Origin of the sequence: Streptococcus tangpeifui, assembly GCF_011038795.1 — a bacterium.
Lineage (GTDB): Bacteria > Bacillota > Bacilli > Lactobacillales > Streptococcaceae > Streptococcus > Streptococcus tangpeifui.
In genome coordinates this window covers 1-22,341 of sequence record NZ_JAAKDU010000003.1, presented here as the reverse complement: position 1 = coordinate 22,341, position 22,341 = coordinate 1, and the positions used below count along the sequence as shown (strand labels likewise).

Genomic DNA, 22,341 nt, shown 5'->3' with positions numbered 1-22,341 from the left:
ATCCCCTATTATACCCTAAAAGATGATATAATTAAAGTCACTATTAAAGGGACAGAAGACCATTAGACTCTGTTTACAAAGTCCCGAACTAGAATTAAGGAATCCACTATGTCTATTCAATTACCATCACTTTTAGCAGAACAATTAAAATCGGCTGGCATTCAGGAGCTGACACCAATCCAAGAACAAGCCTTCGGGCCAATCCTCTCTGGCCAGACTGTTTTAGGAATCAGTCCAACCGGAACCGGAAAAACACTGGCTTACCTTCTACCACTCCTGAGTAAATTGACCAGCAAAAAAGCCCAACAAATTTTAATCCTAGCCCCCAACACTGAATTAGCCGGTCAAATTTTTGATGTCACCAAAGATTGGGCAGAACCACTTGGTTATACGGCCCAAGTTCTGCTTTCAGGTTCCAGCCAAAAACGGCAGATTGAACGCTTGAAAAAAGGGCCTCAGATTTTAATCGGAACTCCCGGTCGTGTCTTAGAGCTAGTCAAACTTAAAAAAGTCAAGATGATGAATGTCGATACCATCGTCTTGGATGAATTTGATGAACTGTTGAGTGATTCTCAGTACCAGTTTGTCAGCAAGATCTGCCACCACGTTCCACGAGACCATCAACTGATTTATATGAGTGCCACAGCTAAGATCGACCGCAACCAGCTAGCTGAGGAGACACTAGAGATCAACCTGAGCAACCAAAAACTGGACAATATCAGCCACTACTATCTTCAAGTGGACAAACGCCATAGGCTAGAACTACTACGCAAGCTCTCAAATATTCCTGAGTTTCGCGGACTTGTTTTCTTTAACAGTCTCTCCGACTTAGGAGCCGCTGAGGAACGCCTGCAATACAGTGGTGCTTCTGCTGTTTCCCTAGCTAGTGACGTTAATGTCAAATTCCGTAAAGTTATTCTAGAAAAATTTAAAAATCATGAATTAGCCCTGTTACTGGCGACTGATCTTGTTGCCAGAGGAATTGATATTGAAAATCTGGAAACGGTCGTCAATTACGAACTCCCTCGTGATAAGGAAGCCTATACGCATCGAACCGGCCGAACCGGCCGAATGGGCAAGGATGGTGCTGTTGTCACCTTGGTCAGCCATCCTGAAGATTTGAAAAAGCTCAAAAAATTCGCTCATGTTCGAGAAATTGAGCTCAAGAATCAAGCATTTTATGAGAAATAGAGATATGAAAAACCACTCCTAGCAGAGTGGCTTTTCTTGTACTACTGTGAGGCCTTCGACCTTCATTCATCACTTATTTAAATCAGCCAAAGGCTTGAAAACGATCTTCTCAATATCGTTGAGATAGACGGACAGGGCTTGCTGGGCTTCAATGTAGGCCTTGAGGATCGGATTGGCCTCAATTTTTTGCCCCATCTCCTGCATCTTCTTTTGATCATCTTGACTGGGCATTTGACCTGATTGCATGGCGTTATAGATGCCTTCTTGGAAGCTGGTGAATTCAGTGAACAGTTGCTTAGCTTCCTCATCCCCATCAATCTTAGCCTTTTGCTCAGCCAAGGTATGGTATTCTGGCAAGGCGCGGATGCCACGCTCCAATTCATTTGCTAAATCATAAATATTAGTTGTCATTTCTGTCTCCTTTTAGAGGGTTACATTATAGTCTTCATGTTTGCCAAGCAGAGCCATAGCCTTAGCTTGGTCTTTCTGATTTTTAAAGGTAATTTGGAGAATCCCATTGATATCTTCTCTGTTCTCCTCGTTAATACGAATATTCATGACGGAGATACCCCGCAGGACTTCTAGGACCTTGAGAATACTGTCTTCTTCGTCGGGAATAGTGACATAGAGATCAAAGCCACTGTCAACACCGCCCTTTTTATGAATTTCCATAGCTTTTCTGGTCAGGCGAGCTTGATTAAAGAAATTCCAAATTCCATCAGCATCCCCAGCTGAAATCAGTTGGGCCACATTGTCCAAATGAGTCTTAAAATCAGCAATTCGACCCAAGACAGCTTCCTGATTGCTCAAAAGAATTGAAGTCCACATGCCAGGCTCACTCTCAGCAATCCGTGTCATATCTCGAAAACCACCAGCCGCAAAATGATTGGTTAGTTCGTGGTCCTTAGCGTAATCACCCGCCTGTTCCATGAGGCTGGCAGCTAAGACATGAGGAAAATGGGAAACCTGCCCCGTCACTTGGTCGTGCTCAGCGGCTTCAATTTGAACAAAGCGAGCATGGAGACCTGTCAGGAGATCCTTCATTTCAGGAATAGTCGTTTCTCTAGTTAGATTGGTCGGGGTAAAAATATAGTAGGCATTTTCAAAGAGATTAACATCCGCAGCAATGGCTCCTGACTTATGAGAACCAGCCATAGGATGGGAACCAACAAATTGGACCTTGGACGGATCCAGATATTTTTCCGCCGCTATCACAATCTCAGCCTTGGTTGAACCAGCATCAGTAATAAGGACATTATCTTTTAATGGCATATCCGCCAAGGCCTTGATAAAATCAATAGTCTGTTTGATAGGAACCGCTAGAATAATGACATCTGCTCTAGGAGCAAACTCTGCAAAATTGGCAGTCGCCTGATCAACGAGCCCCCGTTCCAAGGCGATATTGCGAGATTTATCAGAGCGATTGTAACCTAGCACCTCATAGTTTGGGTGATCTCGCTTGATGCCCAAGGCCAAGGAGCCACCAATGAGTCCTAGACCTGCAATATAGATCGTTTTTGTTTTCATAAGCGCTCCTAAGCTTCTAGGGGACTGAATCCCAATCGGTAGGCTCAATACCAATCAATGAGCTTACTCTCTGATGCTAAAGTTTGGGAAATAAGAAGCTTACTTTTATTCCAAACTTTTTTATTTATTCAAAAATTCTTGATATAGTCTCGATGGCGATCGACGGCTTCTTTTAATTCTTCAAGATTGTCAGAGGTGAAGGTTTCAAGAATTTCATTAGCTAGGACCGTAGCAACAACGGCTTCCATAACCACACCTGCTGCTGGCAGGGCTGTCGGATCGGATCGCTCAACGGTGGCCTTATATGGCTCATGCGTTTCAATATCAACGGACATGAGCGGTTTATAGAGAGTCGGAATAGGTTTCATAACCCCGCGGATAACCAGAGGCTGTCCATTGGTCATGCCACCTTCAAAGCCACCTAGATTATTAGTTTTACGAGTGTAGCCGTCTTCTGGGTTCCAGAGAATTTCATCCATGACCTGACTGCCAGGCAGATAACCATCTTTAAAACCGAGACCAAATTCAACCCCTTTAAAAGCATTGATAGAGACGACAGCTTGTGCCAACTTAGCGTCCAGCTTTCTGTCCCACTGAACATAAGAGCCCAGACCTGCCGGTACACCGCCGACAACCGTTTCCACAACACCACCGATAGTGTCGCCGTCTTTTTTAATCTGGTCAATGTAGTCTTTAATTTCCTGCTCCCGCTCTTGGTTAACAATGGAAACATCTGACTTAGCGGCTAAGTCCTTAATTTGAGCAACGGAAAGACCATCTGGCACATCAATTTCCTTGCCGCCGAAGACAACAACATGGTTGGCAATTTCGATATCAAGCTCGGCAAGAATCCGCTTGGCCACGGCTCCGATAGCTACCCGCATAGTGGTTTCACGGGCAGATGAGCGTTCCAAGGAATTGCGTAAATCTTCAAAGCGGTATTTCATGCCACCGACTAGGTCAGCATGACCAGGCCTGGGATGGGTGATCTTGCGCTTGCTCTTTAGACGTTCCTCAATATCCTCTGCGGACATGATATCCAACCATTTCTGGTGGTCCCGATTAACCACATCCATCGTAATGGGGGCACCAGTTGTCTTACCGTGACGGACACCAGAAGTAAAGACAATGTGGTCGCTTTCAATTTTCATGCGGCCACCGCGGCCATAACCGCCCTGACGGCGTTTCAAGTCACCGTTGATGTCCTCAGCTGTCAGCGGAAGGCCAGCAGGAACCCCTTCAATAATGGCAGTCAGACGGGGACCGTGCGACTCACCAGCTGTTAAATATCTCATCTACTTCACCAAATAATCTTTCATTTCTGTCAGGGGAATTTGAGTGATGCTGGCTTGACCAATTTCAGGAACCAGTACGATTTTAATATCCTTACCGCGAGCCTTTTTATCGTGACTGAGAGCTTGGTAGAGTTTGTCCACATCCCAAGGTTCAAAATCTGTTGGCAAGCCAAATTTAGTACACATATTGGCAATTTCTTGCGAAATTCCCTGAAGCATAAGACCTTTCTTTTCAGCCACCTTAGCAATCTGTACCATACCGATAGCCACAGCTTCACCGTGCATAACCTTGCCATAGCCAGCTGTTTGCTCAATAGCATGGCCGATCGTGTGACCGAAGTTTAGGTACATGCGAACACCGCCTTCAAATTCATCTTCCACAACAATCTTACGTTTGACATTGCAGGAATGGTAAATAATAGATTCAGCGTGTTCTAGAATAGACTCTTTTGAACCAGACATGGTCTGCAATTCCTGCCAGAGTTCTAAGTCATCAATCAAACCGTATTTAACGACCTCACCCATGCCTTCAATTAATTCACGCTTGCCTAAAGTTTTTAAGGTATCAGGATCAATCAAAACCCCATCGGGCTGGGCAAAGGTGCCGACAATATTTTTAGCCCAAGGAGTATTGACACCCGTTTTACCTCCGATAGACGAATCAACTTGAGCTGTCAGGCTGGTAGGAATCTGCAGGAAGTGAATGCCCCGCATATAGGTTGAAGCCACGAAACCTGCCAGATCGCCAACAACACCGCCACCTAAGGCAATAATGCCGTCACTTCGGGTCATACCGGCTTTAATCAGAAATTCATAGGCTTTATTGGCTGTAGTCAAGGTCTTACTGGCTTCACCTTCAAGAAAGTCAAAAACATGGGCCTCAAAACCCGCTGCTTCCAGCCTTAATTTGACCTTTTCAGCATAGAGGCCACCGACATGGTTATCAGTAATAATGGTAATCTTTTGCTTGCCCCAGAGGCCAGCCACCCAGTCTCCTACCTGACTCAGGCATCCCTTTTCAACAACTAAGTCGTAGGGACTGTGACTCAAATCGACACGTAACTTCATACTGCCTCCCTTTAATCTATGCTTATTAGGATCTATTTTTAAACATCGTAGCGCTTTTCTAGTTCCCGCCAAATTTCATCTGTCGGCATGACTTGTTCAGTCCACAGTTCAAAAGCTTTAGCGGCTTGATAGAGCAACATACCTAGACCATTACTGGCCTTGAGGCCCTTGCTTCTGGCGTATTTTAGAAAGGGAGTCTCAAAGGGCTGGTAGATGGTATCAGCCACTCTTAGACCGGCTGGCAAATCGGTGTCGTCAGCAAGGACCATAGATTTACCGTCCATGCCAACGCTAGTAGCATTGACCAGAAGGTCACTTTCCAAGATTTTTTCCTGAATCAAGGTTTGGTCTTCAACTGGGAAGACATCCAACTGGACATCTGTTGCTGCTGCATATTTTTCAGCCTTGGCCTTAGTTTCTTCCAAAAATTGAGTCTGGTTAAAGATGTTGATTCTCTTTGCGCCATTGAGAGCTGCCTGCACAATGATAGAGGTTGCAGCTCCACCGCCGCCAAGGATGGTCATGGTCTTATCTTTGATAGTAAAACCATCATCTTTTTCTAATGCCTTGAAAAAACCGTAGCCATCGGTATTGTAGCCAACCAAGTGTCCCTGACGGTTGACAACTGTATTGACAGCGCCAATCAGCTGGGCCGCCTGATCTAATTCATCCAAAAAAGGGATTACCACCTGCTTATAGGGCATAGAAATGTTAATCCCAAACATGTCATAACGGCGGACATTTTGGACAGACTCCTGCAAGTCTTCTTCTGGAATGTCCCAAGCTACATAAACACCATTAACACCCGTAATATCGAAGGCATAGTTATGAATAAAAGGCGAAATAGAATGCTTAATCGGCCGCGCGACGACTGCAGCCATCCGCGTATATCCATCAATCTGCATCAAGAATCTCCCTTACTTTAAACATATCAGCCAAGCCGATTTGGCCTGGTGCACTCGCTTCGTCAACACTAGCAAAGGTCCAAGATGATCCCATCAAATCGCTAGCGAGGCGAGAAACCTGACCGAGCTTGCCCATAGCCATGGTGACATAATCCTGTTCAGGATTGAGCACCTTGAAACCTCTGGTGAAATTCATCAAATCCAAGACATCTTGCTCAGTCTGGGGCATGACAGCAACCTTGACCACTCGAGGGGTCAGGGTCGTCAGCTCAGACAGAATACTCATCAGATTATCTGGTGTTTCTTCGAAATTATGATAGGACAAAATCAGATTTGGAAATTCCAACATTTGTGAGAAGATGTCCTGATGAGAATAATATTCAAAGTCGATATAGTCAGGATGATAAAGGGACGATACTTCCTTAATCAAGCTGACATACTCTTCATCAGGCAAAGAAATCTGGCCGCCCTCTGCTTGAGTTCGCAAGGTAAAGATGATTTCTCGACCGGGAAATTTTTCAAAAATGGCTGGGGCTACCTTGATAATATCATCCTTAGGCAAGAAATCGGCCCGCCATTCGATGATATCAGCGTGGTCGTATTTGGCAGCATCAAGCTGATTGACCTCGTCTAGGGAACGAGGCATTACGGGAACTACTATTTTCATATTTTTACTACTCTACCTTTATTGTGTATACTTTTAAATAATTACTTGTTTGATCAGCTTGATTGACCGCAAAATCAGCGGGCAACTGCTTTAAATTGAGATAATGGTGTTTGTGACCTGCAAAACCTTTTTCCAACTGCTTTTTGAATTGTCCAATCGACAGGTTGGAAGCATTGGTAGAAGCGATAAGAATTCCGCCGGGTTTGATAATTTCTAAAGCTTGGGAAATCAACTTGTGATAGTCCTTTGCCACCGAAAAAGTCTGTTTTTTATGGCGAGAAAAACTGGGGGGATCGATGACGATGAGATCATAAGTCAAGCCCTTACGTTTGGCATAACGATAATAGTCAAAGATATCCATGACAACCAACTTGTGCTGATCCATAGCTAGACCATTGGCTAGGAAATGCGCCTGCGACAGCTCGCGAGACCGCTTGGCTAAGTCAACCGAGGTTGTTTCTACTGCGCCTCCCATGGCAGCAGCTACCGAAAAAGCAGCTGTGTAGGAAAAGGTATTGAGAATCGTCTTCCCCAAGGCCAAACCGTTGGTGAGACTGGCTCTGACTTCACGTTGGTCCAGAAAAATCCCTGTCATTAAACCATCATTGAGAAAAACATTGTAGCTAACGCCGTTTTCTAAAATAGTCAAACGATCAGGAGCCTCTTGACCGTAAAGATGGGCAGATTGGTAATCCAAACCCTCAAAACGAACCTTTTCGTAAGCCCCAACAAGCTCAGGATAAACTTCTTGAAAGGCCGCCACAATGCTATCTTTTAAGCTATAAAGATAAGCGTTATACCAAGAGAACAAGGCATAATCCCCATAGCGATCAATGCTGACTCCACCAAAATTATCACCGTCCTGATTGAAGAGGCGGTAAGCTGTAGTCAGATCATCGTTTTCATAAACCTGCCGTTTGGCTCTGGCTTTTTCAAAAAGGTCGATAAAGAAAGGCTTATCTAATTGGACGCTCTTTCGCGAGATCAACCAGCCAATTCCCTTATTTTGTTTGGAAAGGTAGGCTGTCCCCAGAAATTTTCCCTCGGTATTATAAAGGCCAAGAACTTGGTCCGTCATAGAAAAATCATTAAAATCCCGTCCTTGAAGGAGCTGAATTCCACGATTGATTTTCTTTTCAACCAAGACATCCACAATAAGCTTATTCATACTAAGTATTGTACCAAAATTTCAGGAAACTTTCTACCTCGTTTCCTGCCTAAAAATTAAATTGTGGTATAATGTAAACTGGATTTTTTCTGAAATTAAAATTAATGAGGATATGGAATGAAAAAGTATTTAAGCCCCTTAAAGAAATTGGGCAATATTATTAATACACGACTCGGCTTTGTATTAGTCCTTCTCTTTTTTTATTGGATAAAATCACTCTGGGCCTATAGTGTTGATTTTAACTTGGAATTAGAGGACACTGCCCAGATTGTCGTGGCGATTTTTAATCCACTACCCTTAGGACTTCTGATCTTAGGACTTCCCCTCTATTTCAAGAATAGCAAAGTTTTCTACAGTTTGGAAATCCTGCTCTATTTGGTTTTAAATATCCTTATTATTGGAAACTCTGTCTATTTTAGAGAGTTCACCGATTTTATTACTGTGAATACCTTGTTGGCCAGTTCCAAGGCGGCCGCTGGTTTGGGGGATTCTGCTGCCAATCTCTTTGAAGTAACCGATCTTTTCTATTTGGTAGATGTAGTTTTCTTTGCCCTCTTGCTAGCTTTTAAGAAAATTAAATCAGATAAGCGATTTTTCAATAAGCGAGCCAGTTTCGCTGTCACTGCTCTGTCGGTCCTCTTCTTCTCAGCGAATCTTTTCGCTGCTGAAACCATCCGGCCTCAGCTTCTGACCCGCGGTTTCTCCAACTATTATGTCGTGCGCGGTATTGGCCTACCAGCCTTTATGACTTACAGCGCCAATCAAACCTATCAAGCACAAAAGGAAAGAAGTGCAGCAACAGCTGGTGACCTTAAAGAGGTGCAAGATTATGCCAAGAAAAATTACGCCGCTCCCGATAGCAAATATTTCGGCATTGCCAAGGGACGCAATGTTATCGTTATTCACTTGGAAAGCTTCCAACAATTTTTGATTGACTACAAGCTCAAGGCAGATGATAAAGAATACGAAGTCACACCTTTCCTTAATTCCCTCTACCACTCCAAATCTTCGATTTCCTTCTCCAATTTCTTTAACCAAGTTAAAAACGGTAAAACTTCTGATGCTGAAACCATGATGGAAACTTCCCTTTATGGTCTGAATAACGGTTCCTATATGGTTAACTACGGCGGTGATAATACTGCCTATGCTACTCCTTCGATCCTCGCTCAAAAAGGTGGCTACTCCAGTGCTGTCTTCCACGGAAATACCGGAAGTTTTTGGAATCGTAACAATACTTATAAACAGTGGGGCTACAATTACTTCTTCGACTCTACCTATTTTGAGAAACAAGATAGTTCTAATTCTTTCCAGTATGGACTCAATGATAAGTATCTTTTTAAAGACTCCATCAAATATCTGGAACAGCTGCAGCAACCCTTCTACACCAAGTTCATCACTGTATCAAACCATTATCCTTACACCAGCCTCAACGGTGATAAAAATGAACTAGGTTTCCCGTTGGCTGATACTGGAGATGATACAGTTAACGGTTATTTCTCGACGGCTAACTACTTGGATTCAGCCATCAAGTCTTTCTTTGATTATCTCAAGGCCAGCGGTCTCTATGATAAGTCTATCATTGTCCTGTATGGGGATCATTATGGTATTTCCAACGATCGCAATACCAGTCTGGCTCCGCTGCTGGGCAAAGATTCTGAAACCTGGTCTGATTACGACAATGCTATGATGCAAAAAGTTCCTTATATTATTAACATTCCAGGTTATACCAATGGCTTTGTCAGCGATACCTACGGCGGTGAAATTGATTCTCTGCCGACTCTGCTCCATCTTCTAGGAATTGATACTAAGGATTACGTCCAAATGGGACAAGACCTGCTATCACCTAAAAATGATAATTTCGTTCCCCTGCGGACATCAGGTTATTACCTTACACCAACCTACACCAGCTATGGCGGTAAGACCTACTACACACAAAATGGACAAGAAATCACTGAGCCAAACGAGCAGACCAAGGCTGAGCTCGAAAAATATCGCAATGCTGCTGCCGACCAGCTATCTTACAGTGATAAGGTACAAACCGGTGATCTGCTACGCTTTGCTGATATTCCTGGCTTAAAACCAGCAGATGCCAGTGACTATTCCTACACAAAATCAATGACCCAGCTCAAAAAGATTAATAAGAAGAAGGGGGACAAGTCAACCAGCCTCTTCCACCAACGCGGTAACGAAACATCAGAAGATCTTTATGAGGCTAAGTCTTATGCAGAAATTCATGGAACTGATAGCTCTGGCAGCTCTAGTTCTTCAAGTTCTAAATAAATCAAAACACAAATCAAAAGTAGCCGAGTTTAAAAATTCGACTACTTTTTGTATTTTACCTATCGATAAATTAAATCATTTTTTCATTCCATTGATCGAATAATCTATTAATCTCACACAGAAAAGCAGATACCATATTTCATCAAAAAACCTTCAGAACTTAAAACAAGTTCTTGGAATATCTCATTGATGGCTCTCTTTTAATAATCTGTCACTTCTCTGCGGTCATGGATTCTACTTTGTTTGCCTTGGCGGGATTTAAGAACAGTTTCGATATCGTCTGGGGTGACACCGGTTTCGACTAACATAACGGCTAAATGGTAGAGAACATCTGCCGTCTCGTTAGCAATTTCATCTTTGTCAGCATTTTTGGCAGCAATAACAACTTCTGTTGCTTCTTCACCGACCTTTTTGAGAATCTTATCCAATCCTTTGTCAAAGAGATAATTAGTGTAAGAGCCTTCTTTAGGGTTTTGCTTACGATCTAGTGCTTCTTGGTACAGTGTTTCTAGCATATCATAGTTCCTTTCTAATCTTCAGAATATATCTCATTAAAAAAACAAGAATAGGCTCCAGTGTGGCAGGCAGCGCCGACCTGCTCAACTGCGATGAGCAGGGTATCTTGGTCGCAGTCGGTTGCAATGGATTTGACATACTGATAGTGACCAGAAGTTGCCCCTTTATGCCAGAGCTCGTTGCGGCTGCGACTCCAATAGTGCATCTGCTTGGTTTTGAGGGTTAGCCGATAGCTTTCCTCATTCATATAAGCCAGCATAAGGACCTGTCCTGTGAAATGGTCCGTCACAATAACTGGAATCAGTCCGCCCTGCTTAGCAAAATCAAGTTTGATAGCTGTCATAATCTCACCTCAATTCCTGCCTTAGTCATAGCTTTTTTGGTATCAGCAATAGCTACTTCTCCGTAGTGAAAGATAGAAGCTGCTAAAGCACCAGTTGCTGGTGTTTTCTCGAAAACTTCTACCATATGATCACTGTTGCCTGCACCACCTGAAGCGATAATAGGCACGTCCGCTACTGCTGCTACAGCATTGAGCATATCTAAATCAAAACCAGATTTTGTGCCATCTTTATCCATCGAGGTGAGGAGAATTTCACCTGCTCCCAAACTAACCGCTTCTTTGACCCAGTCAATCAAATTTCTGCCGGTATCTTTGCGGCCGCCAGCCACATAAACATGCCAGCTGCCGTCTGCCTGCTTCTTGGCATCAATGGCCACAACCACACACTGACAGCCAAATTTTTCAGCACATTCCTTGATGAGCTGGGGATTAGCCAGAGCAGATGAATTGATAGCAACCTTATCCGCACCGGCCTTGAGCATCTTATTCATGTCCTCAGCCGAGCGAATGCCGCCGCCGACTGTAAAGGGGATAAAGACCTGATCGGCAACGCGACGCACCATATCCACTGTTGTATCGCGCTCCTCATGGGTCGCCGTAATGTCCAGAAAAACCAGTTCATCACAGCCGGCCTCATAGTAAGCACGCGCTGAGTCAACAGGGTCACCCACATCGGTTAAATTGACAAAATTGATTCCTTTGACAACACGCCCATTCTTGACATCCAGACAAGGAATAATCCGTTTTTTCAGCATCTCACTTCTCCAATTCTTTGAGCTCCTCCAAGTTGATATTGCCATTATAGTAGGCCTTACCAACAATAGTCCCTGCTACACCCAACTCTTGTAGTTTAGTCAAATCCGATAGCTCAGCGATTCCGCCGGAAGCAATGACCTGAGCGGTTGTCAGTTCGGTTACTAATTGTTTGTAATGGTCAAAATTAGGACCCGTCAGCGTACCGTCGCGGTCAACATCCGTGTAAACAAAGAGCTTAACCCCCATTTTTTCCATTTCCTTGGCCAAGCTGATGTAGTCAACGGTACTGGTTTCCAGCCATCCTTCGGTGGCCACATAGCCATTTTTAGCGTCAATGCCGACCACAATCTTATCCGATCCAAACTTGTCCAATGCAGCTTTGACAAAAGCAGGATTTTTAACAGCCATCGAACCAATGATAACGCGGTCGATCCCTACTGCAAGGTAGTCCGCAATCTGTTCAAGCGTACGAATGCCGCCGCCTACCTCAACGCCTAGACCTGTCGCAACTTTAAGCGCTGCAATCAAATCACGGTTAGTAGCACGGCCGTCCAGAGCGCCATCCAGATCCACCACATGGATAAACTGAATGCCCGCATCTGCAAAAATCCGTGCTTGTCCCAATACATCAGGGTTGACTACTGTTTTCTGGTTAAAGTCCCCCTTAAACAGACGAACCGCCTGTCCATCTTTAATATCAATCGCAGGTAAAATTTGCATAATTAAGATACCAAGAGCGTTAAGAAAGCGAGATGAAAATAGGAAACTGACGACGTGTGCCCGCACACAAGGAAGTTTAACTTTTTCACGACGCTTTTAGCTCGGGTTCAGTTCAAAAAACTTACTTGTTCTTATCCCTGAACCTTCCTTTCTTTTTTATTATCTAGTTCAAAATAACTCTGTTATTAATACTCTCCTTATGTGGTGGGGGTATCAGCAAACCTTCGGTTTCATGACTAAGCTTCAAGCCAAACTCTCTCGAAAGATTGCGTCCTATTCCACTAGAGCGAGGGTATCTATTTCTACTCACTTCGTTCCTAATAGCCGAGCTACTTACACAAATCCACAAATCGTTTGAGAATACCAAGTCCTACAGCACCTGATTTTTCCGGATGAAATTGAGCGCCGTAGACATTGTCCTTATGAATCATAGCTGGCACTTCGATGTCGTAATCAGCAGTGGCATCGATGTATTCTTTAGGAACATCTGTAAAATAGCTATGCACAAAATAGACATTCTGCTGATCCAGATCCACTGTCAGTGCAGTTGCTTGTTTGACCTGCAAATCATTCCAGCCCATGTGGGGTACTGGGAAACCATCCTTGGCTGGGATTTCACGTGTCACGCCTGAAATGAAGCCTAGGCCAGCCGTTTTATGATGCTCCAGCCCTGTTTCGGTCAGCAATTGCATGCCCAGACAAATCCCTAATAGTGGTGTACCTTTGGCAACAACTTCCTTGATAGCAGGTACCAACCTGCGTTTGTTCAACTCCTCCATAGCTGTCGGATAGGCACCGACACCTGGTAAAATCAAGCCGTCTGCTGCTAAAATCTTAGCGGAATCAGATGATAACTCAGCTTCGACACCAATTTTAGACAGTGCCCGTAAGACATTAGCTGTATTACCGGCATCGTAATCAATAACGATAATTTTCATATCACAAGAGTCCTTTAGTTGAGTTGACGCCCTTAATTTCAGGATTGAGCGTAATAGCTTCACGCAGCGCCCGTCCCGTCGCCTTAAAAAGACTTTCTGCCTTGTGGTGGGTATTCTTTCCATGTAAAATCTTAAGGTGCAGGTTCATCTGAACATTAAAAGCTAACGCTTGGAAAAATTCTTCGACCAATTCGGTATCAAAATTGCCCAGTTTTGGATTCTCAAATCTACAATCAAAAACCAAGTAGCTGCGCCCTGACAAATCAAGACTGGCCATACCTAGCGTTTCGTCCATAGGCACAAAGCTGGTCCCATAACGATTGATACCAGCCTTGTCACCTAGTGCCTCTTTGAGGGCTTGACCAAGAACGATCCCTACATCTTCAACCGTATGGTGGCTGTCTACATACAAGTCACCATCAGCTTTGACAACTAACGACATCCGTCCATGACGAGCAAAAAGTGTCAGCATGTGGTCAAAAAAGCCTATACCAGTATCAATATCAACAGGCTCCTGTACATCCAAATTCAGACTCAGTTTGATTTTGGTTTCAAAGGTGTTGCGTTCAATGCTTGCTTGTCTCAATCTCATAGAAGCTCCTCCAAATCATTTTAATTCTGATTCATATACCTTAAGCATAAATTCAATAGAATCTTTAATTTCTTCTATTGTTGGTTTTTTTCTAACTGGCTGTCCATCTGGATAGTCACCAGGATGATCTATGTAATTTCTTATATAAGATGTCATTGTTTTATCTTGATAACTATTGTTTACTTTGCCTTTAAAATTAACATGTTCAAGATCAGTTGGAATAACATCCGATCTTTCTGATAACCAAGTATCAAAACAAGAAATTCCCTTACCAACTGTCTTTGAACCATTTTCAAATGTTTTATTTTTACTTCTTGCTAGGTTGTGAAGTTCACCAAATAATTCATTATGAAATTCTGGGCTAGCTACTTTGAATGCAAAATAATTTATTTCTCCCCATGATGGGCTGTAGGGTAAAATTCCAATTTGGTTATCTTCTCGCATTCTTTCTTCACCATATTTTCTTGAAAAAATATATAATTTATGATTTCCTTTTTTATAACTTCTTAATAAATAAGGTGAGTGTGTAGTGATGAAGATTTGTGAATTTGTAGAAATTTTTTCAAGAGAATTTAATAATTTATCTTGTGCTTGAGGATGCAAAAATGTCTCTGGTTCATCAATAAAGAAAAATAACGGTGTCCTAGTATCCCCCTCTATATCAATATCTGCGTAAACTTGAATAAGACTTAGAGCTAGGGCACGTTGCATACCTGTCCCCTTCTCAGAAACATCTGTTTTTATTCCATTCTCTTCAAGCAATATATTACCATTCTTAAAAAAATTATCTAAAGTAGGAAGACCAAAATTAAACTCTACTTTCGCTTCACCATATTGCTCATTAAGAATCCCTTGTACCCTACTTTGAACTTCTGATAATAAGTGTGCCAAACCTTCTGTTCCAAAAGCAACACTATGAGCTTCTTCTAATTTTTGCCACTCTGGACTTGTTTTAAATTGCTCTGTAACATCACTGATTAATCGTCCAGCAATATTAGTCTTTCCAAAACCTTGATAATCTTCATTTTTCAAATCCGAGTAGACGAATTGTGTGTCAAACAAAGACGAAAGAACAGTATCAATCCCTGAAGGATTTTCAAAGACTTTCGTTTCAGGATTATAAAAAGTAATATTTTTTAGACTAATATTTTTTTCCTTACCCTTTGAATCTGTCCATGTTGACTCTTTTGAACTTCTTTTCAAAATTAATTTATCGTCACCTACAAGATATGATTGATATTTTTTTAATTTATCTGTCCCTAATAATTGAGCAACATCATCCCCTTTTAGTTCAAGTTCTACTGAAACTTCTGCATCTTCAGAAAGATTCTTAGTAATCCAATCCTCTTTTTGTTTCCCAGATTTTATGAATTCAACAGCCTTAAAAATAGTAGTTTTACCAGCGTTATTATCACCAACAAAAAAGTTTATTCCACTGTTTAAAAGAATATCTGTCTTGCCTTCAAAACATCTAAAATTTTCTAAAGTAATTTTTGAAATATACATTAAAGTTCCACCTCATCTAATATCTCAATCACTTTGTACAGGTCAGGCTCCTGAATTTGGTAGGGGGCTTGCTCGCGTACAACAGGTTTGGCACAAAAGGCAATGCCGATACCAGCCTCGTGAATCATGGGCAGATCATTGGCTCCGTCACCCATAGCAACAGTGTCTGCCAACGTCAGCCCATTTTCCGCAGCCCAATCGCGAAGCTTTTGCACCTTGACCTCCTTGGTCACAATATCACCGTAGGTTCGGCCTGTCAGAATGCCGCTTGCCGTTTCCAAGTGGTTGGCCATGACATAGTCAACATTTGCCTCAGCAGCCAGACGGTCAACCGTCTCATGAAAGCCGCCAGATACCAGACCAACCTTGTAACCGCGCGCGTGCAACTCAGCCACTAATTCCTTGGCTCCCTTGTTAAAATGAATGCGGGCATAAACCTTATCAAAGATGTTTTCTGACAATCCTTTCAAGGCGGCCACGCGCTCAGCCAAAGCTTCCTTAAAGTCCAGCTCCCCTCGCATGGCACGCTCGGTAATGGCAGCTACTTGCTCGCCAACGCCTGCTTCTTCTCCCAACAAATCAATCACTTCTTCCTGAACGAGGGTTGAATCTACGTCCATGACTAACAGTCCTTTAATTTTGGTCATTTCTCACCTCGATGGCTCTGGCATGTGCTTGCAGACCTTCGGCATAAGCAAGGGTCGTAATATCCTTTTCTGCACTGTTAACTGCCGCCTTGCTGTATTGTGTATACTGAATGCGCTTGACAAAATCGTGCACCCCCAGCGCCGATGAAAAACGGCTAGTTGCTGTGGTCGGTAGGATGTGATTAGCACCGGCATAATAATCACCAATCGGCTCGCTCGTATAGTGTCCTAAAAAGACAGAACCGGCATTTTCAACCTGATCTAGGTAATCATAAGCATTTTCCATAGCAATTTCTAAGTGTTCTGGTGCCACTTTATTCATAAGCTCAAACATATCAGCAGTGTTTTCTGCAATAATAATGCGGCCGTTATTCTCAATGGAAGGACGGGCAATGGCCTCACGCGGTAGCTGCTTTAATTGCTGGTCGATTTCTTCTTCGACAGCATCTGCAAGCTTTTTAGAATCTGTCACCAAAATCGCCCGCGCGCGAACATCATGCTCTGCCTGCGAGAGCAAGTCTGCTGCTACATAGGCTGGATTAGCTGTACTGTCTGCAATGATACCAATTTCTGAAGGGCCAGCAATCATGTCAATACCGACAGTACCGTAAACCTGTTTCTTAGCCGTTGCTACAAAGATATTACCAGGACCTGTGATTTTATCCACTTTGGGAATACTTTGGGTGCCGTAAGCCAGAGCGGCGATACCTTGGGCACCGCCCACTTGGTAAATCTTATCCACACCAGCGAGCTTAGCCGCAACCAAAATGGCTGGCACAAAATGTTCTTGCGGCGGCGTGATCATAATAATTTCCCTGACACCAGCAATCTTAGCAGGAATGACATTCATGAGGACTGAGGACGGGTAAGCCGCTGTTCCTCCCGGCACGTAGACGCCTACGCGCTCAATCGGACGGATGAGCTGGCCGCGAAGGACACCGTCTGATGGCTGATCTTCAAAGCCTGTCTCCAGCTGCTGGCGGTGGTAAGATTCAATATTAGACTTGGCATTTTCAAGAGCTGTCAGAACATCCTTGTCAACTTCTGCAAAAGCGCGGTCAATTAAGTCCTGACTGACTTCAAAGTCTGTGAGATCAACCTTATCAAATGTTGCAGAATACTCGCGCAGTGCTTCATCACCGCGACTTTTCACATCTTCAATAATAGCGCGGACAGTTTCCTCAACATCGAGGTTCTCCCGGCTCAGCTCCAGCTGTTCTTGATAGAGAATCTTAGATATAGTTTCATTAGTTCCTGTTAGACGTTTCATTGAAAAGGTACCTCCTCGTCTCCAACAATTGCTTCAATTTTTTTGATGAAAGGCAGTATTTGGGGATTATTTTTAAGGGCAGCCTTGTTGACAATCATCCTGGCTGAGATACGACAAATATTTTCAAATACCTCTAGGCCATTGGCTTTTAGGGTATTGCCCGTTTCGACAATATCAACAATGGCATCAGCTAAACCAATGACAGGAGCAATTTCAACACTTCCTTGAATAGAGATGATTTCGACATCCTCTCCTTTTTGATTATAAAAATCCGTTGCAACTGTGGGATACTTCGTCGCAATACGCTTGCGCTTATGATCGGTTGGGTTAAAACTCGGAATCGAAGCTACGGCGAATTTACAAAGGCCAATATTCAAATCCAGCATTTCCAGATAACCTGTCGGATGCTCCATAAGTACATCTTTGCCCACTACGCCAATATCAGCGACACCATGGTGAACGTAAGTGGTAACATCCGGTGCCTTGACTAACAAGAAGCGAAAACGTTTATCAGGACTTTCAAAAATAAGACTGCGCCCCTTGTCAGCCATGAATGCCATATCAAAACCGGCCTGTTTCAGGAGGTTAACCGTATCTTTTTCGATCCGTCCTTTCGTGAGCGCTATCGTAATCTGTTCTGTCATCGCAGACCTCCTCCTTCTAAGCTATTATGAACGGCCTGATAAATACTATCTAAATCGACCGCCCAGCCAACAGCTGTCAGCTCTGCTGCTCCAAAACGTTCAAACAGCTTGTCATAACGGCCACCTGATACGAAAGCATCTGGGACATTTTCACCAAAAACTTTGAACATCATACCGGTATAGTAAGGCAGCGAAGGAACCTGTGCTAGATCAATTGTTGTCTGAGGCAAAAAGCGGTAGATATCTCCCAGCAGGTCTTCTAAATTATCAAGAGCTTTTAATATTCTCTCGTGTTTAACCAAAGCACGAGCTTTCGTCAGCACATTGTGACTTTCTCCAAATAAGAAAGGCAGAGCCTCAATGAAGGTATCAAATTCGCTAGGGTGGACCTCAGTAAAGGTATGGAGAGCTGTGATATTTTTATCAATAATCGCTCCTTCCAACTGATGCTGGCTCACTTCGTCCAAGCCTAATGCATCATAGATAGTCTGTAAAATGGCTGCATGGGAAAACTCGAACTGATAGACCTTAACCCCAGCTACGTCTAGAGCTGCTTTAGCCGACAAGACAGCTTCTTTAAGTGCTTTATCAGCTGGGTAACCGACAATCTCTACGCCGGCTTGAGTGTGTTCATTGAGTAGACCGCGCAGTTCTTCATTGTAGTGAAAGACCTTTCCTGAGTAGGAAAATTTAATCGGTGTCTCTACTTGAGTTGAGGCAATGACTCGTCCAATCTGACTGGTAATATCTGGTCGCAGACTGAGCAAATCCCCCGACTTATCGAAGAGATGATAGTGAGTATTTTTCAGCTCATCGCCAAACACTTCCGCATGCTCCAAGGTCGGCGTTTCAATGCGCCTGAACTGACGTTCTATCAGCAAATCACTAATATCACGTTCTAAACGATACATGGTCGCAGCCCGCTTAAATAATTTGTCGTGCATACCTACTGGTAATGTTGTTTTTTTCATGAAACTACCTCTTGAATGATCATTATGACTTTCTCCATTTCTTCCTGTCGACCGATAGAGATGCGTAAATATTCCTTAATCCTCTCTACTTTAGGAAAATAACGGACATAGATATTCTTAGTCTGTAAATACTGAAAGAGTTCCTGAGCTGCTAGAGTCGGTTTGACCAAGACAAAGTTGGCCGAGCTCGGTAAAACCTCAAAACCTATGGCTGCGAGTTCTTTGGTAAACCAGTCACGGGTCTCCATAATTTTTTGACAGTTATTGCTGTAGTAATCCCAGTCATCGACAGCTGCTAGAGCTAATTTTTCCGCTATGCTGTCAACGGCATAAGGGTTGAGAGAGTTTTTAACAGCCTCGATAACCTTGATTAATTCGGGGCTGCCAACACCATAGCCCACGCGCAAACCTGCTAGGGAGGCATCTTTGGAAAAGGTGCGCGTGATAAAAAGGTTGGGATATTTTTCCAACAAAGGCAGGGCCGTTTCCCCACCAAAACTAATATAGGCTTCGTCAATAATGACAACAACATCCTGATTGGCCTGAATGATCTTTTCCAGTTCATCCAGAGGCTTATAAATACCTGTCGGGGCATTAGGATTAGCGATAACAAGACCGCCGTTTAGCGCCTGATAATCTGCAGGACCTATCTCAAACTGACTGGTCAGCGGTACTTCATGATAGGCGATATCGTATAAGTCAGCCCAGACCTTATAAAATCCATAAGTCAAATCTGGAAATAAAATAGGTTCATCATTGTTAAAGAAAGCCAAAAAAGCCATGGAAAGGATATCATCGGAACCGTTACCGAGGATAACTTGATCAGCTGCCACTCCTAAATGAGCAGACAAGGACTGACGCAGTTCTTCTTGAGTGAGTGTAGAATATTTGCGCAAATCGGCGCTGTCAAATGCCTTCAAAGCATCCGCCACCTTAGGACTAGGTGGGTAGGCATTTTCATTGGTATTCAGCTTAATGATTCGTTTGCCTTGAGGCTGACTGCCAGCCACATAGGGTTCAATCTCTCTCAGACCTCTGATCATAAAAACCTCCTTATGTTAATGGGACTCATTCAATTTTGGATTAATAAAAAGCCCTCGCAAAAAAATTTTGCAAGGACGTCGCAACGTGGTTCCACCTTAATTCGGAAGACAGTCACCTGCCTTCCCTCGTGAAGTCAAAGACTTCTGGCTTTTAACGGAACCACCCGTCAGGCACTACTGTTAGCGTTCGCACCTGCGCTCAAGACTGTGTGGCCAAATCCAGATGCCTTTCTCAGCAACGGCACTCTCTGTCAGTTGATTTAGCGCTTGTTCTCTCATCGTTTTTCGTATTTTAGGTTAGTATAGCAAAAAATTCTGACAATTTCAACAGCAAAAATAGTTTTCTGACAATTTATCGCGTATTTATTGCCGCCACTCTTCACTCCTTGATAAAATAGCAACACCAGTGACCTGATGATCGAGGGTGGGTCCCATAAAAATAAGGACAATCGGGAAGGCTAAATAAATTGTGCAAAGTACATAAACTGAAGACGGTAGAAAATGTATGCTGCAGAACAACTTCAGGCTAACCCGTGGTGCTAGTTTATATTTTTAGTTCACAAAGCTGAAGAACTGCTTGAGAACACAACTGTTTCTGTTGTTTTAGCGGACTTAGGTTACCTCCGTCAGATTTTTAAACAGCATTTAATCCAGAAGGGCTACTGTTTTTGGACGCCTTTGAGGCGTACAAAAAGCATCATCATTGGAGGCTCAAGGCTGAAAGGAGAACTATTGAAACACGGTTTTCAGTTTTGTGTTCTGAGTTTGACATCGAAAGGCCATTAGCGAGACGTTTAAAGGGTTTGAAGCTTTGGTAGAGTAGGCTATCTTTGCTTATAACCTAGGATTTTTTTACTAGCACCACGGGTTCAGACTACTATATAGGATTGTCTCGTCCGAAGGAGGCTATGCCTCCCAGCACCTGTTCAAACATGAGTTCCTACTGTTTTTGTTAAAATTTTCTTTATTGTCAGTCCTCAAATTTGAAGGCGGGCCAGTCTGCCTAAGACTTATTAACTGTTATTGTAAACGTTTCCAACTAGTGATATAATAATTTTGAGAAAGCTTTAATGTTTATAAACCAAGCTGCTGATAGCTTGGATGGCCATAAGACAAGCCGTTAGAGCTCTTCTCTTCAGCCATTAGAAGGAGGCTAACTATGGAAATCAAACGACGTGTTAAAATGCACAAGGTCAAAAAACACTGGGTAGCCATCGCAACGATGGTAGTGATGCTGACTGGTCTGGGAGCTGTGAGAGTCAGTGCGGACCAAGCGATAGCTCCAGCGGGTAATTCAATCGCAAGCAGTCAGACAAGCGACATCGGTCCTGCTGAAGCGACTGAAACTAGTCCCATCACTGATGGTAAAACCGTTGAAACGGCGACAACACCTGAGGCTAAGTCCCAGATGCAAGGAGTTACTGAGATTGCTGATTCAGAAGGTACTCAGTCTGCTTCTGCCAAGGGAGAGCAACAAGAACTTACCAATGATACCGGGACGGTAGCTGTTTCAGACTCCATCAGTCCAGAAGTTTCAGATGCCAATTCTGAAACCGATGTTACTAAACATCGGGAAGATCAAAACAGTTCTGGAAGCGTCAGTGAAACCCACACATTCAACCAAAATACTCGAATGGATACGGAACAAACAGCCATCGCAACTCCTGCTGCTGGCTGGTACAAAGGGGATACCGGTAAATTTTACAGTGACGGTAACGGTCAAAACCTAATCGGCTTCCAAACGATTGATGGTCTGCTCTATTACTTCCAAGATAATGGCCAACTAGTTGAAAATCAATTCTTTACACCTGACCATGGATCAACTTGGTACTGTGCTGATGAAACTGGTCAACTTCTGACAGGGCTGAAAACTTTTCAAGGAAACACCTACTTCTTTAGGCCAGATGGTTCTCAGGTCAAGGGGGCTTATGCCGAAGTCGATGGAAATTGGTACTATCTTGATAAAGATAACGGTCAGCCGTTAAAATCTTGGCAAACCATCGATGGTACCAAACGTTACTTTGACGATAATGGTGTCCAAGCTAAGAACATTGATAAGACAATCGACGGCCTGCTCTATCATTTTGACGATAACGGCAATCCATCGGGTAACCAAAATGAAGAACACCCTAGCATCACTGGCCATTTTGAAAGGTCTGACAATGGCTACGGTCACGTCTTTATTGATGATAAAACTGGCCAAAAGGTCAGCGGCGTTCAGTATATCAACGGCGAGGAATACCATTTTTCAAGACTTTATTATAATAATTTCCTCGTTAAAATTGGCAAAGATG

At 43.3% G+C, this 22,341-nt stretch carries 22 protein-coding genes and 1 pseudogene; 4 read left to right on the top strand and 19 right to left on the bottom strand.

Annotated features, from left to right (window positions below; genetic code table 11):
- Positions 1-108 precede the first annotated feature (108 nt).
- Positions 109-1,191: a DEAD/DEAH box helicase gene (locus tag G7Y32_RS03365; RefSeq protein WP_165210620.1), complete on the top strand. Its 1,083-nt coding sequence runs from the start codon at positions 109-111 to the stop codon at positions 1,189-1,191.
- 69 nt (positions 1,192-1,260) lie between these two features.
- Here G7Y32_RS03365 and G7Y32_RS03360 read toward each other — a convergent pair whose 3' ends face one another.
- From G7Y32_RS03360 to G7Y32_RS03330, 7 genes are all read right to left on the bottom strand, one after another.
- Positions 1,261-1,602, bottom strand: coding sequence for a YlbF/YmcA family competence regulator (locus G7Y32_RS03360; protein WP_004225626.1), 342 nt, complete (start codon positions 1,600-1,602; stop codon positions 1,261-1,263).
- Positions 1,603-1,614: 12 nt separating this feature from the next.
- Complete coding sequence (locus G7Y32_RS03355; protein WP_165210617.1) at positions 1,615-2,718, bottom strand: prephenate dehydrogenase; 1,104 nt, start codon at positions 2,716-2,718, stop codon at positions 1,615-1,617.
- Positions 2,719-2,846: 128 nt separating this feature from the next.
- Positions 2,847-4,013, bottom strand: a complete 1,167-nt coding sequence (gene aroC / locus G7Y32_RS03350) for a chorismate synthase (RefSeq protein WP_165210614.1) — start codon at positions 4,011-4,013, stop codon at positions 2,847-2,849.
- Positions 4,014-5,081: a 3-dehydroquinate synthase gene (gene aroB / locus G7Y32_RS03345; protein ID WP_003048890.1), complete on the bottom strand. Its 1,068-nt coding sequence runs from the start codon at positions 5,079-5,081 to the stop codon at positions 4,014-4,016. It abuts the gene before it with no gap.
- 38 nt (positions 5,082-5,119) lie between these two features.
- Positions 5,120-5,986 (bottom strand): shikimate dehydrogenase, encoded by an 867-nt coding sequence (locus G7Y32_RS03340; protein ID WP_165210611.1) that lies wholly within the window; start codon positions 5,984-5,986, stop codon positions 5,120-5,122.
- Positions 5,976-6,653 (bottom strand): type I 3-dehydroquinate dehydratase, encoded by a 678-nt coding sequence (gene aroD / locus G7Y32_RS03335; protein WP_004229706.1) that lies wholly within the window; start codon positions 6,651-6,653, stop codon positions 5,976-5,978. The genes G7Y32_RS03340 and aroD overlap by 11 nt, the downstream gene beginning before the upstream one ends.
- 7 nt (positions 6,654-6,660) lie before the next feature.
- Positions 6,661-7,821, bottom strand: a complete 1,161-nt coding sequence (locus G7Y32_RS03330; RefSeq protein ID WP_165210608.1) for a class I SAM-dependent rRNA methyltransferase — start codon at positions 7,819-7,821, stop codon at positions 6,661-6,663.
- A 117-nt stretch (positions 7,822-7,938) separates the two neighbouring features.
- Here G7Y32_RS03330 and G7Y32_RS03325 point away from each other — a divergent pair, with 117 nt between their 5' ends.
- Positions 7,939-10,101, top strand: a complete 2,163-nt coding sequence (locus G7Y32_RS03325) for an LTA synthase family protein (protein WP_165210605.1) — start codon at positions 7,939-7,941, stop codon at positions 10,099-10,101.
- A 200-nt stretch (positions 10,102-10,301) separates the two neighbouring features.
- Here the strand turns inward: G7Y32_RS03325 and hisE are convergent, their stop codons facing one another.
- The 12 genes from hisE to hisC form a co-directional block, all read right to left on the bottom strand.
- Positions 10,302-10,616 carry a phosphoribosyl-ATP diphosphatase gene (gene hisE / locus G7Y32_RS03320; RefSeq protein ID WP_165210602.1) on the bottom strand — a complete coding sequence of 105 codons (315 nt, stop codon included), beginning with the start codon at positions 10,614-10,616 and terminating at the stop codon, positions 10,302-10,304.
- A gap of 14 nt (positions 10,617-10,630) precedes the next feature.
- Positions 10,631-10,960, bottom strand: coding sequence for a phosphoribosyl-AMP cyclohydrolase (hisI, locus tag G7Y32_RS03315; RefSeq protein WP_165210599.1), 330 nt, complete (start codon positions 10,958-10,960; stop codon positions 10,631-10,633).
- Complete coding sequence (hisF, locus tag G7Y32_RS03310; protein WP_165210596.1) at positions 10,957-11,715, bottom strand: imidazole glycerol phosphate synthase subunit HisF; 759 nt, start codon at positions 11,713-11,715, stop codon at positions 10,957-10,959. Before hisF ends, hisI begins: the two co-directional genes overlap by 4 nt.
- A 1-nt stretch (position 11,716) precedes the next feature.
- On the bottom strand, positions 11,717-12,436 hold the full coding sequence (gene hisA / locus G7Y32_RS03305) for a 1-(5-phosphoribosyl)-5-[(5-phosphoribosylamino)methylideneamino]imidazole-4-carboxamide isomerase (RefSeq protein WP_165210593.1): 720 nt from the start codon (positions 12,434-12,436) through the stop codon (positions 11,717-11,719).
- Between the two features lie 329 nt (positions 12,437-12,765).
- Positions 12,766-13,374, bottom strand: a complete 609-nt coding sequence (gene hisH / locus G7Y32_RS03300) for an imidazole glycerol phosphate synthase subunit HisH (protein ID WP_165210590.1) — start codon at positions 13,372-13,374, stop codon at positions 12,766-12,768.
- 1 nt (position 13,375) lies between these two features.
- The gene (gene hisB / locus G7Y32_RS03295) at positions 13,376-13,960 is read right to left on the bottom strand and encodes an imidazoleglycerol-phosphate dehydratase HisB (protein ID WP_165211301.1); all 585 of its coding nucleotides are present in this window, start codon (positions 13,958-13,960) and stop codon (positions 13,376-13,378) included.
- Between the two features lie 21 nt (positions 13,961-13,981).
- Complete coding sequence (locus tag G7Y32_RS03290; protein ID WP_165210587.1) at positions 13,982-15,472, bottom strand: ATP-dependent nuclease; 1,491 nt, start codon at positions 15,470-15,472, stop codon at positions 13,982-13,984.
- Complete coding sequence (gene serB, locus G7Y32_RS03285; protein WP_165210584.1) at positions 15,472-16,119, bottom strand: phosphoserine phosphatase SerB; 648 nt, start codon at positions 16,117-16,119, stop codon at positions 15,472-15,474. Before serB ends, G7Y32_RS03290 begins: the two co-directional genes overlap by 1 nt.
- A complete protein-coding gene (gene hisD / locus G7Y32_RS03280; protein ID WP_165210581.1) occupies positions 16,106-17,389 on the bottom strand; it encodes a histidinol dehydrogenase in 1,284 nt (427 codons plus the stop codon). Before hisD ends, serB begins: the two co-directional genes overlap by 14 nt.
- Positions 17,386-18,033 (bottom strand): ATP phosphoribosyltransferase, encoded by a 648-nt coding sequence (gene hisG / locus G7Y32_RS03275; RefSeq protein ID WP_165210578.1) that lies wholly within the window; start codon positions 18,031-18,033, stop codon positions 17,386-17,388. Before hisG ends, hisD begins: the two co-directional genes overlap by 4 nt.
- The gene (locus tag G7Y32_RS03270) at positions 18,030-19,004 is read right to left on the bottom strand and encodes an ATP phosphoribosyltransferase regulatory subunit (RefSeq protein ID WP_165210575.1); all 975 of its coding nucleotides are present in this window, start codon (positions 19,002-19,004) and stop codon (positions 18,030-18,032) included. Before G7Y32_RS03270 ends, hisG begins: the two co-directional genes overlap by 4 nt.
- Positions 19,001-20,047 carry a histidinol-phosphate transaminase gene (gene hisC, locus G7Y32_RS03265; protein WP_165210572.1) on the bottom strand — a complete coding sequence of 349 codons (1,047 nt, stop codon included), beginning with the start codon at positions 20,045-20,047 and terminating at the stop codon, positions 19,001-19,003. Before hisC ends, G7Y32_RS03270 begins: the two co-directional genes overlap by 4 nt.
- A 564-nt stretch (positions 20,048-20,611) precedes the next feature.
- On the opposite strand from hisC, the pseudogene G7Y32_RS03260 reads away from it, so the two are divergent.
- Positions 20,612-20,870: pseudogene (locus tag G7Y32_RS03260) on the top strand (IS982 family transposase); the annotation flags it as partial.
- Between the two features lie 336 nt (positions 20,871-21,206).
- Positions 21,207-22,341 (top strand): KxYKxGKxW signal peptide domain-containing protein (locus tag G7Y32_RS03255; RefSeq protein WP_206221350.1); only part of this gene is annotated, 1,135 nt, incomplete at its 3' end.

What these genes read in the sequence shown, in the direction of transcription:
- G7Y32_RS03290 (WP_165210587.1), bottom strand. Translation starts at nt 15,472, where the DNA reads ATGTATATTTCAAAAATTACTTTAGAAAATTTTAGATGTTTTGAAGGC.
- hisG (WP_165210578.1), bottom strand. Translation starts at nt 18,033, where the DNA reads ATGACAGAACAGATTACGATAGCGCTCACGAAAGGACGGATCGAAAAA.
- hisA (WP_165210593.1), bottom strand. Translation starts at nt 12,436, where the DNA reads ATGCAAATTTTACCTGCGATTGATATTAAAGATGGACAGGCGGTTCGT.
- G7Y32_RS03330 (WP_165210608.1), bottom strand. Translation starts at nt 7,821, where the DNA reads ATGAATAAGCTTATTGTGGATGTCTTGGTTGAAAAGAAAATCAATCGT.
- serB (WP_165210584.1), bottom strand. Translation starts at nt 16,119, where the DNA reads ATGACCAAAATTAAAGGACTGTTAGTCATGGACGTAGATTCAACCCTC.
- hisD (WP_165210581.1), bottom strand. Translation starts at nt 17,389, where the DNA reads ATGAAACGTCTAACAGGAACTAATGAAACTATATCTAAGATTCTCTAT.
- G7Y32_RS03340 (WP_165210611.1), bottom strand. Translation starts at nt 5,986, where the DNA reads ATGCAGATTGATGGATATACGCGGATGGCTGCAGTCGTCGCGCGGCCG.
- aroD (WP_004229706.1), bottom strand. Translation starts at nt 6,653, where the DNA reads ATGAAAATAGTAGTTCCCGTAATGCCTCGTTCCCTAGACGAGGTCAAT.
- G7Y32_RS03270 (WP_165210575.1), bottom strand. Translation starts at nt 19,004, where the DNA reads ATGAAAAAAACAACATTACCAGTAGGTATGCACGACAAATTATTTAAG.
- G7Y32_RS03325 (WP_165210605.1), top strand. Translation starts at nt 7,939, where the DNA reads ATGAAAAAGTATTTAAGCCCCTTAAAGAAATTGGGCAATATTATTAAT.
- hisF (WP_165210596.1), bottom strand. Translation starts at nt 11,715, where the DNA reads ATGCTGAAAAAACGGATTATTCCTTGTCTGGATGTCAAGAATGGGCGT.
- hisH (WP_165210590.1), bottom strand. Translation starts at nt 13,374, where the DNA reads ATGAAAATTATCGTTATTGATTACGATGCCGGTAATACAGCTAATGTC.
- hisC (WP_165210572.1), bottom strand. Translation starts at nt 20,047, where the DNA reads ATGATCAGAGGTCTGAGAGAGATTGAACCCTATGTGGCTGGCAGTCAG.
- aroB (WP_003048890.1), bottom strand. Translation starts at nt 5,081, where the DNA reads ATGAAGTTACGTGTCGATTTGAGTCACAGTCCCTACGACTTAGTTGTT.
- hisE (WP_165210602.1), bottom strand. Translation starts at nt 10,616, where the DNA reads ATGCTAGAAACACTGTACCAAGAAGCACTAGATCGTAAGCAAAACCCT.
- hisI (WP_165210599.1), bottom strand. Translation starts at nt 10,960, where the DNA reads ATGACAGCTATCAAACTTGATTTTGCTAAGCAGGGCGGACTGATTCCA.
- G7Y32_RS03355 (WP_165210617.1), bottom strand. Translation starts at nt 2,718, where the DNA reads ATGAAAACAAAAACGATCTATATTGCAGGTCTAGGACTCATTGGTGGC.
- G7Y32_RS03365 (WP_165210620.1), top strand. Translation starts at nt 109, where the DNA reads ATGTCTATTCAATTACCATCACTTTTAGCAGAACAATTAAAATCGGCT.
- G7Y32_RS03360 (WP_004225626.1), bottom strand. Translation starts at nt 1,602, where the DNA reads ATGACAACTAATATTTATGATTTAGCAAATGAATTGGAGCGTGGCATC.
- aroC (WP_165210614.1), bottom strand. Translation starts at nt 4,013, where the DNA reads ATGAGATATTTAACAGCTGGTGAGTCGCACGGTCCCCGTCTGACTGCC.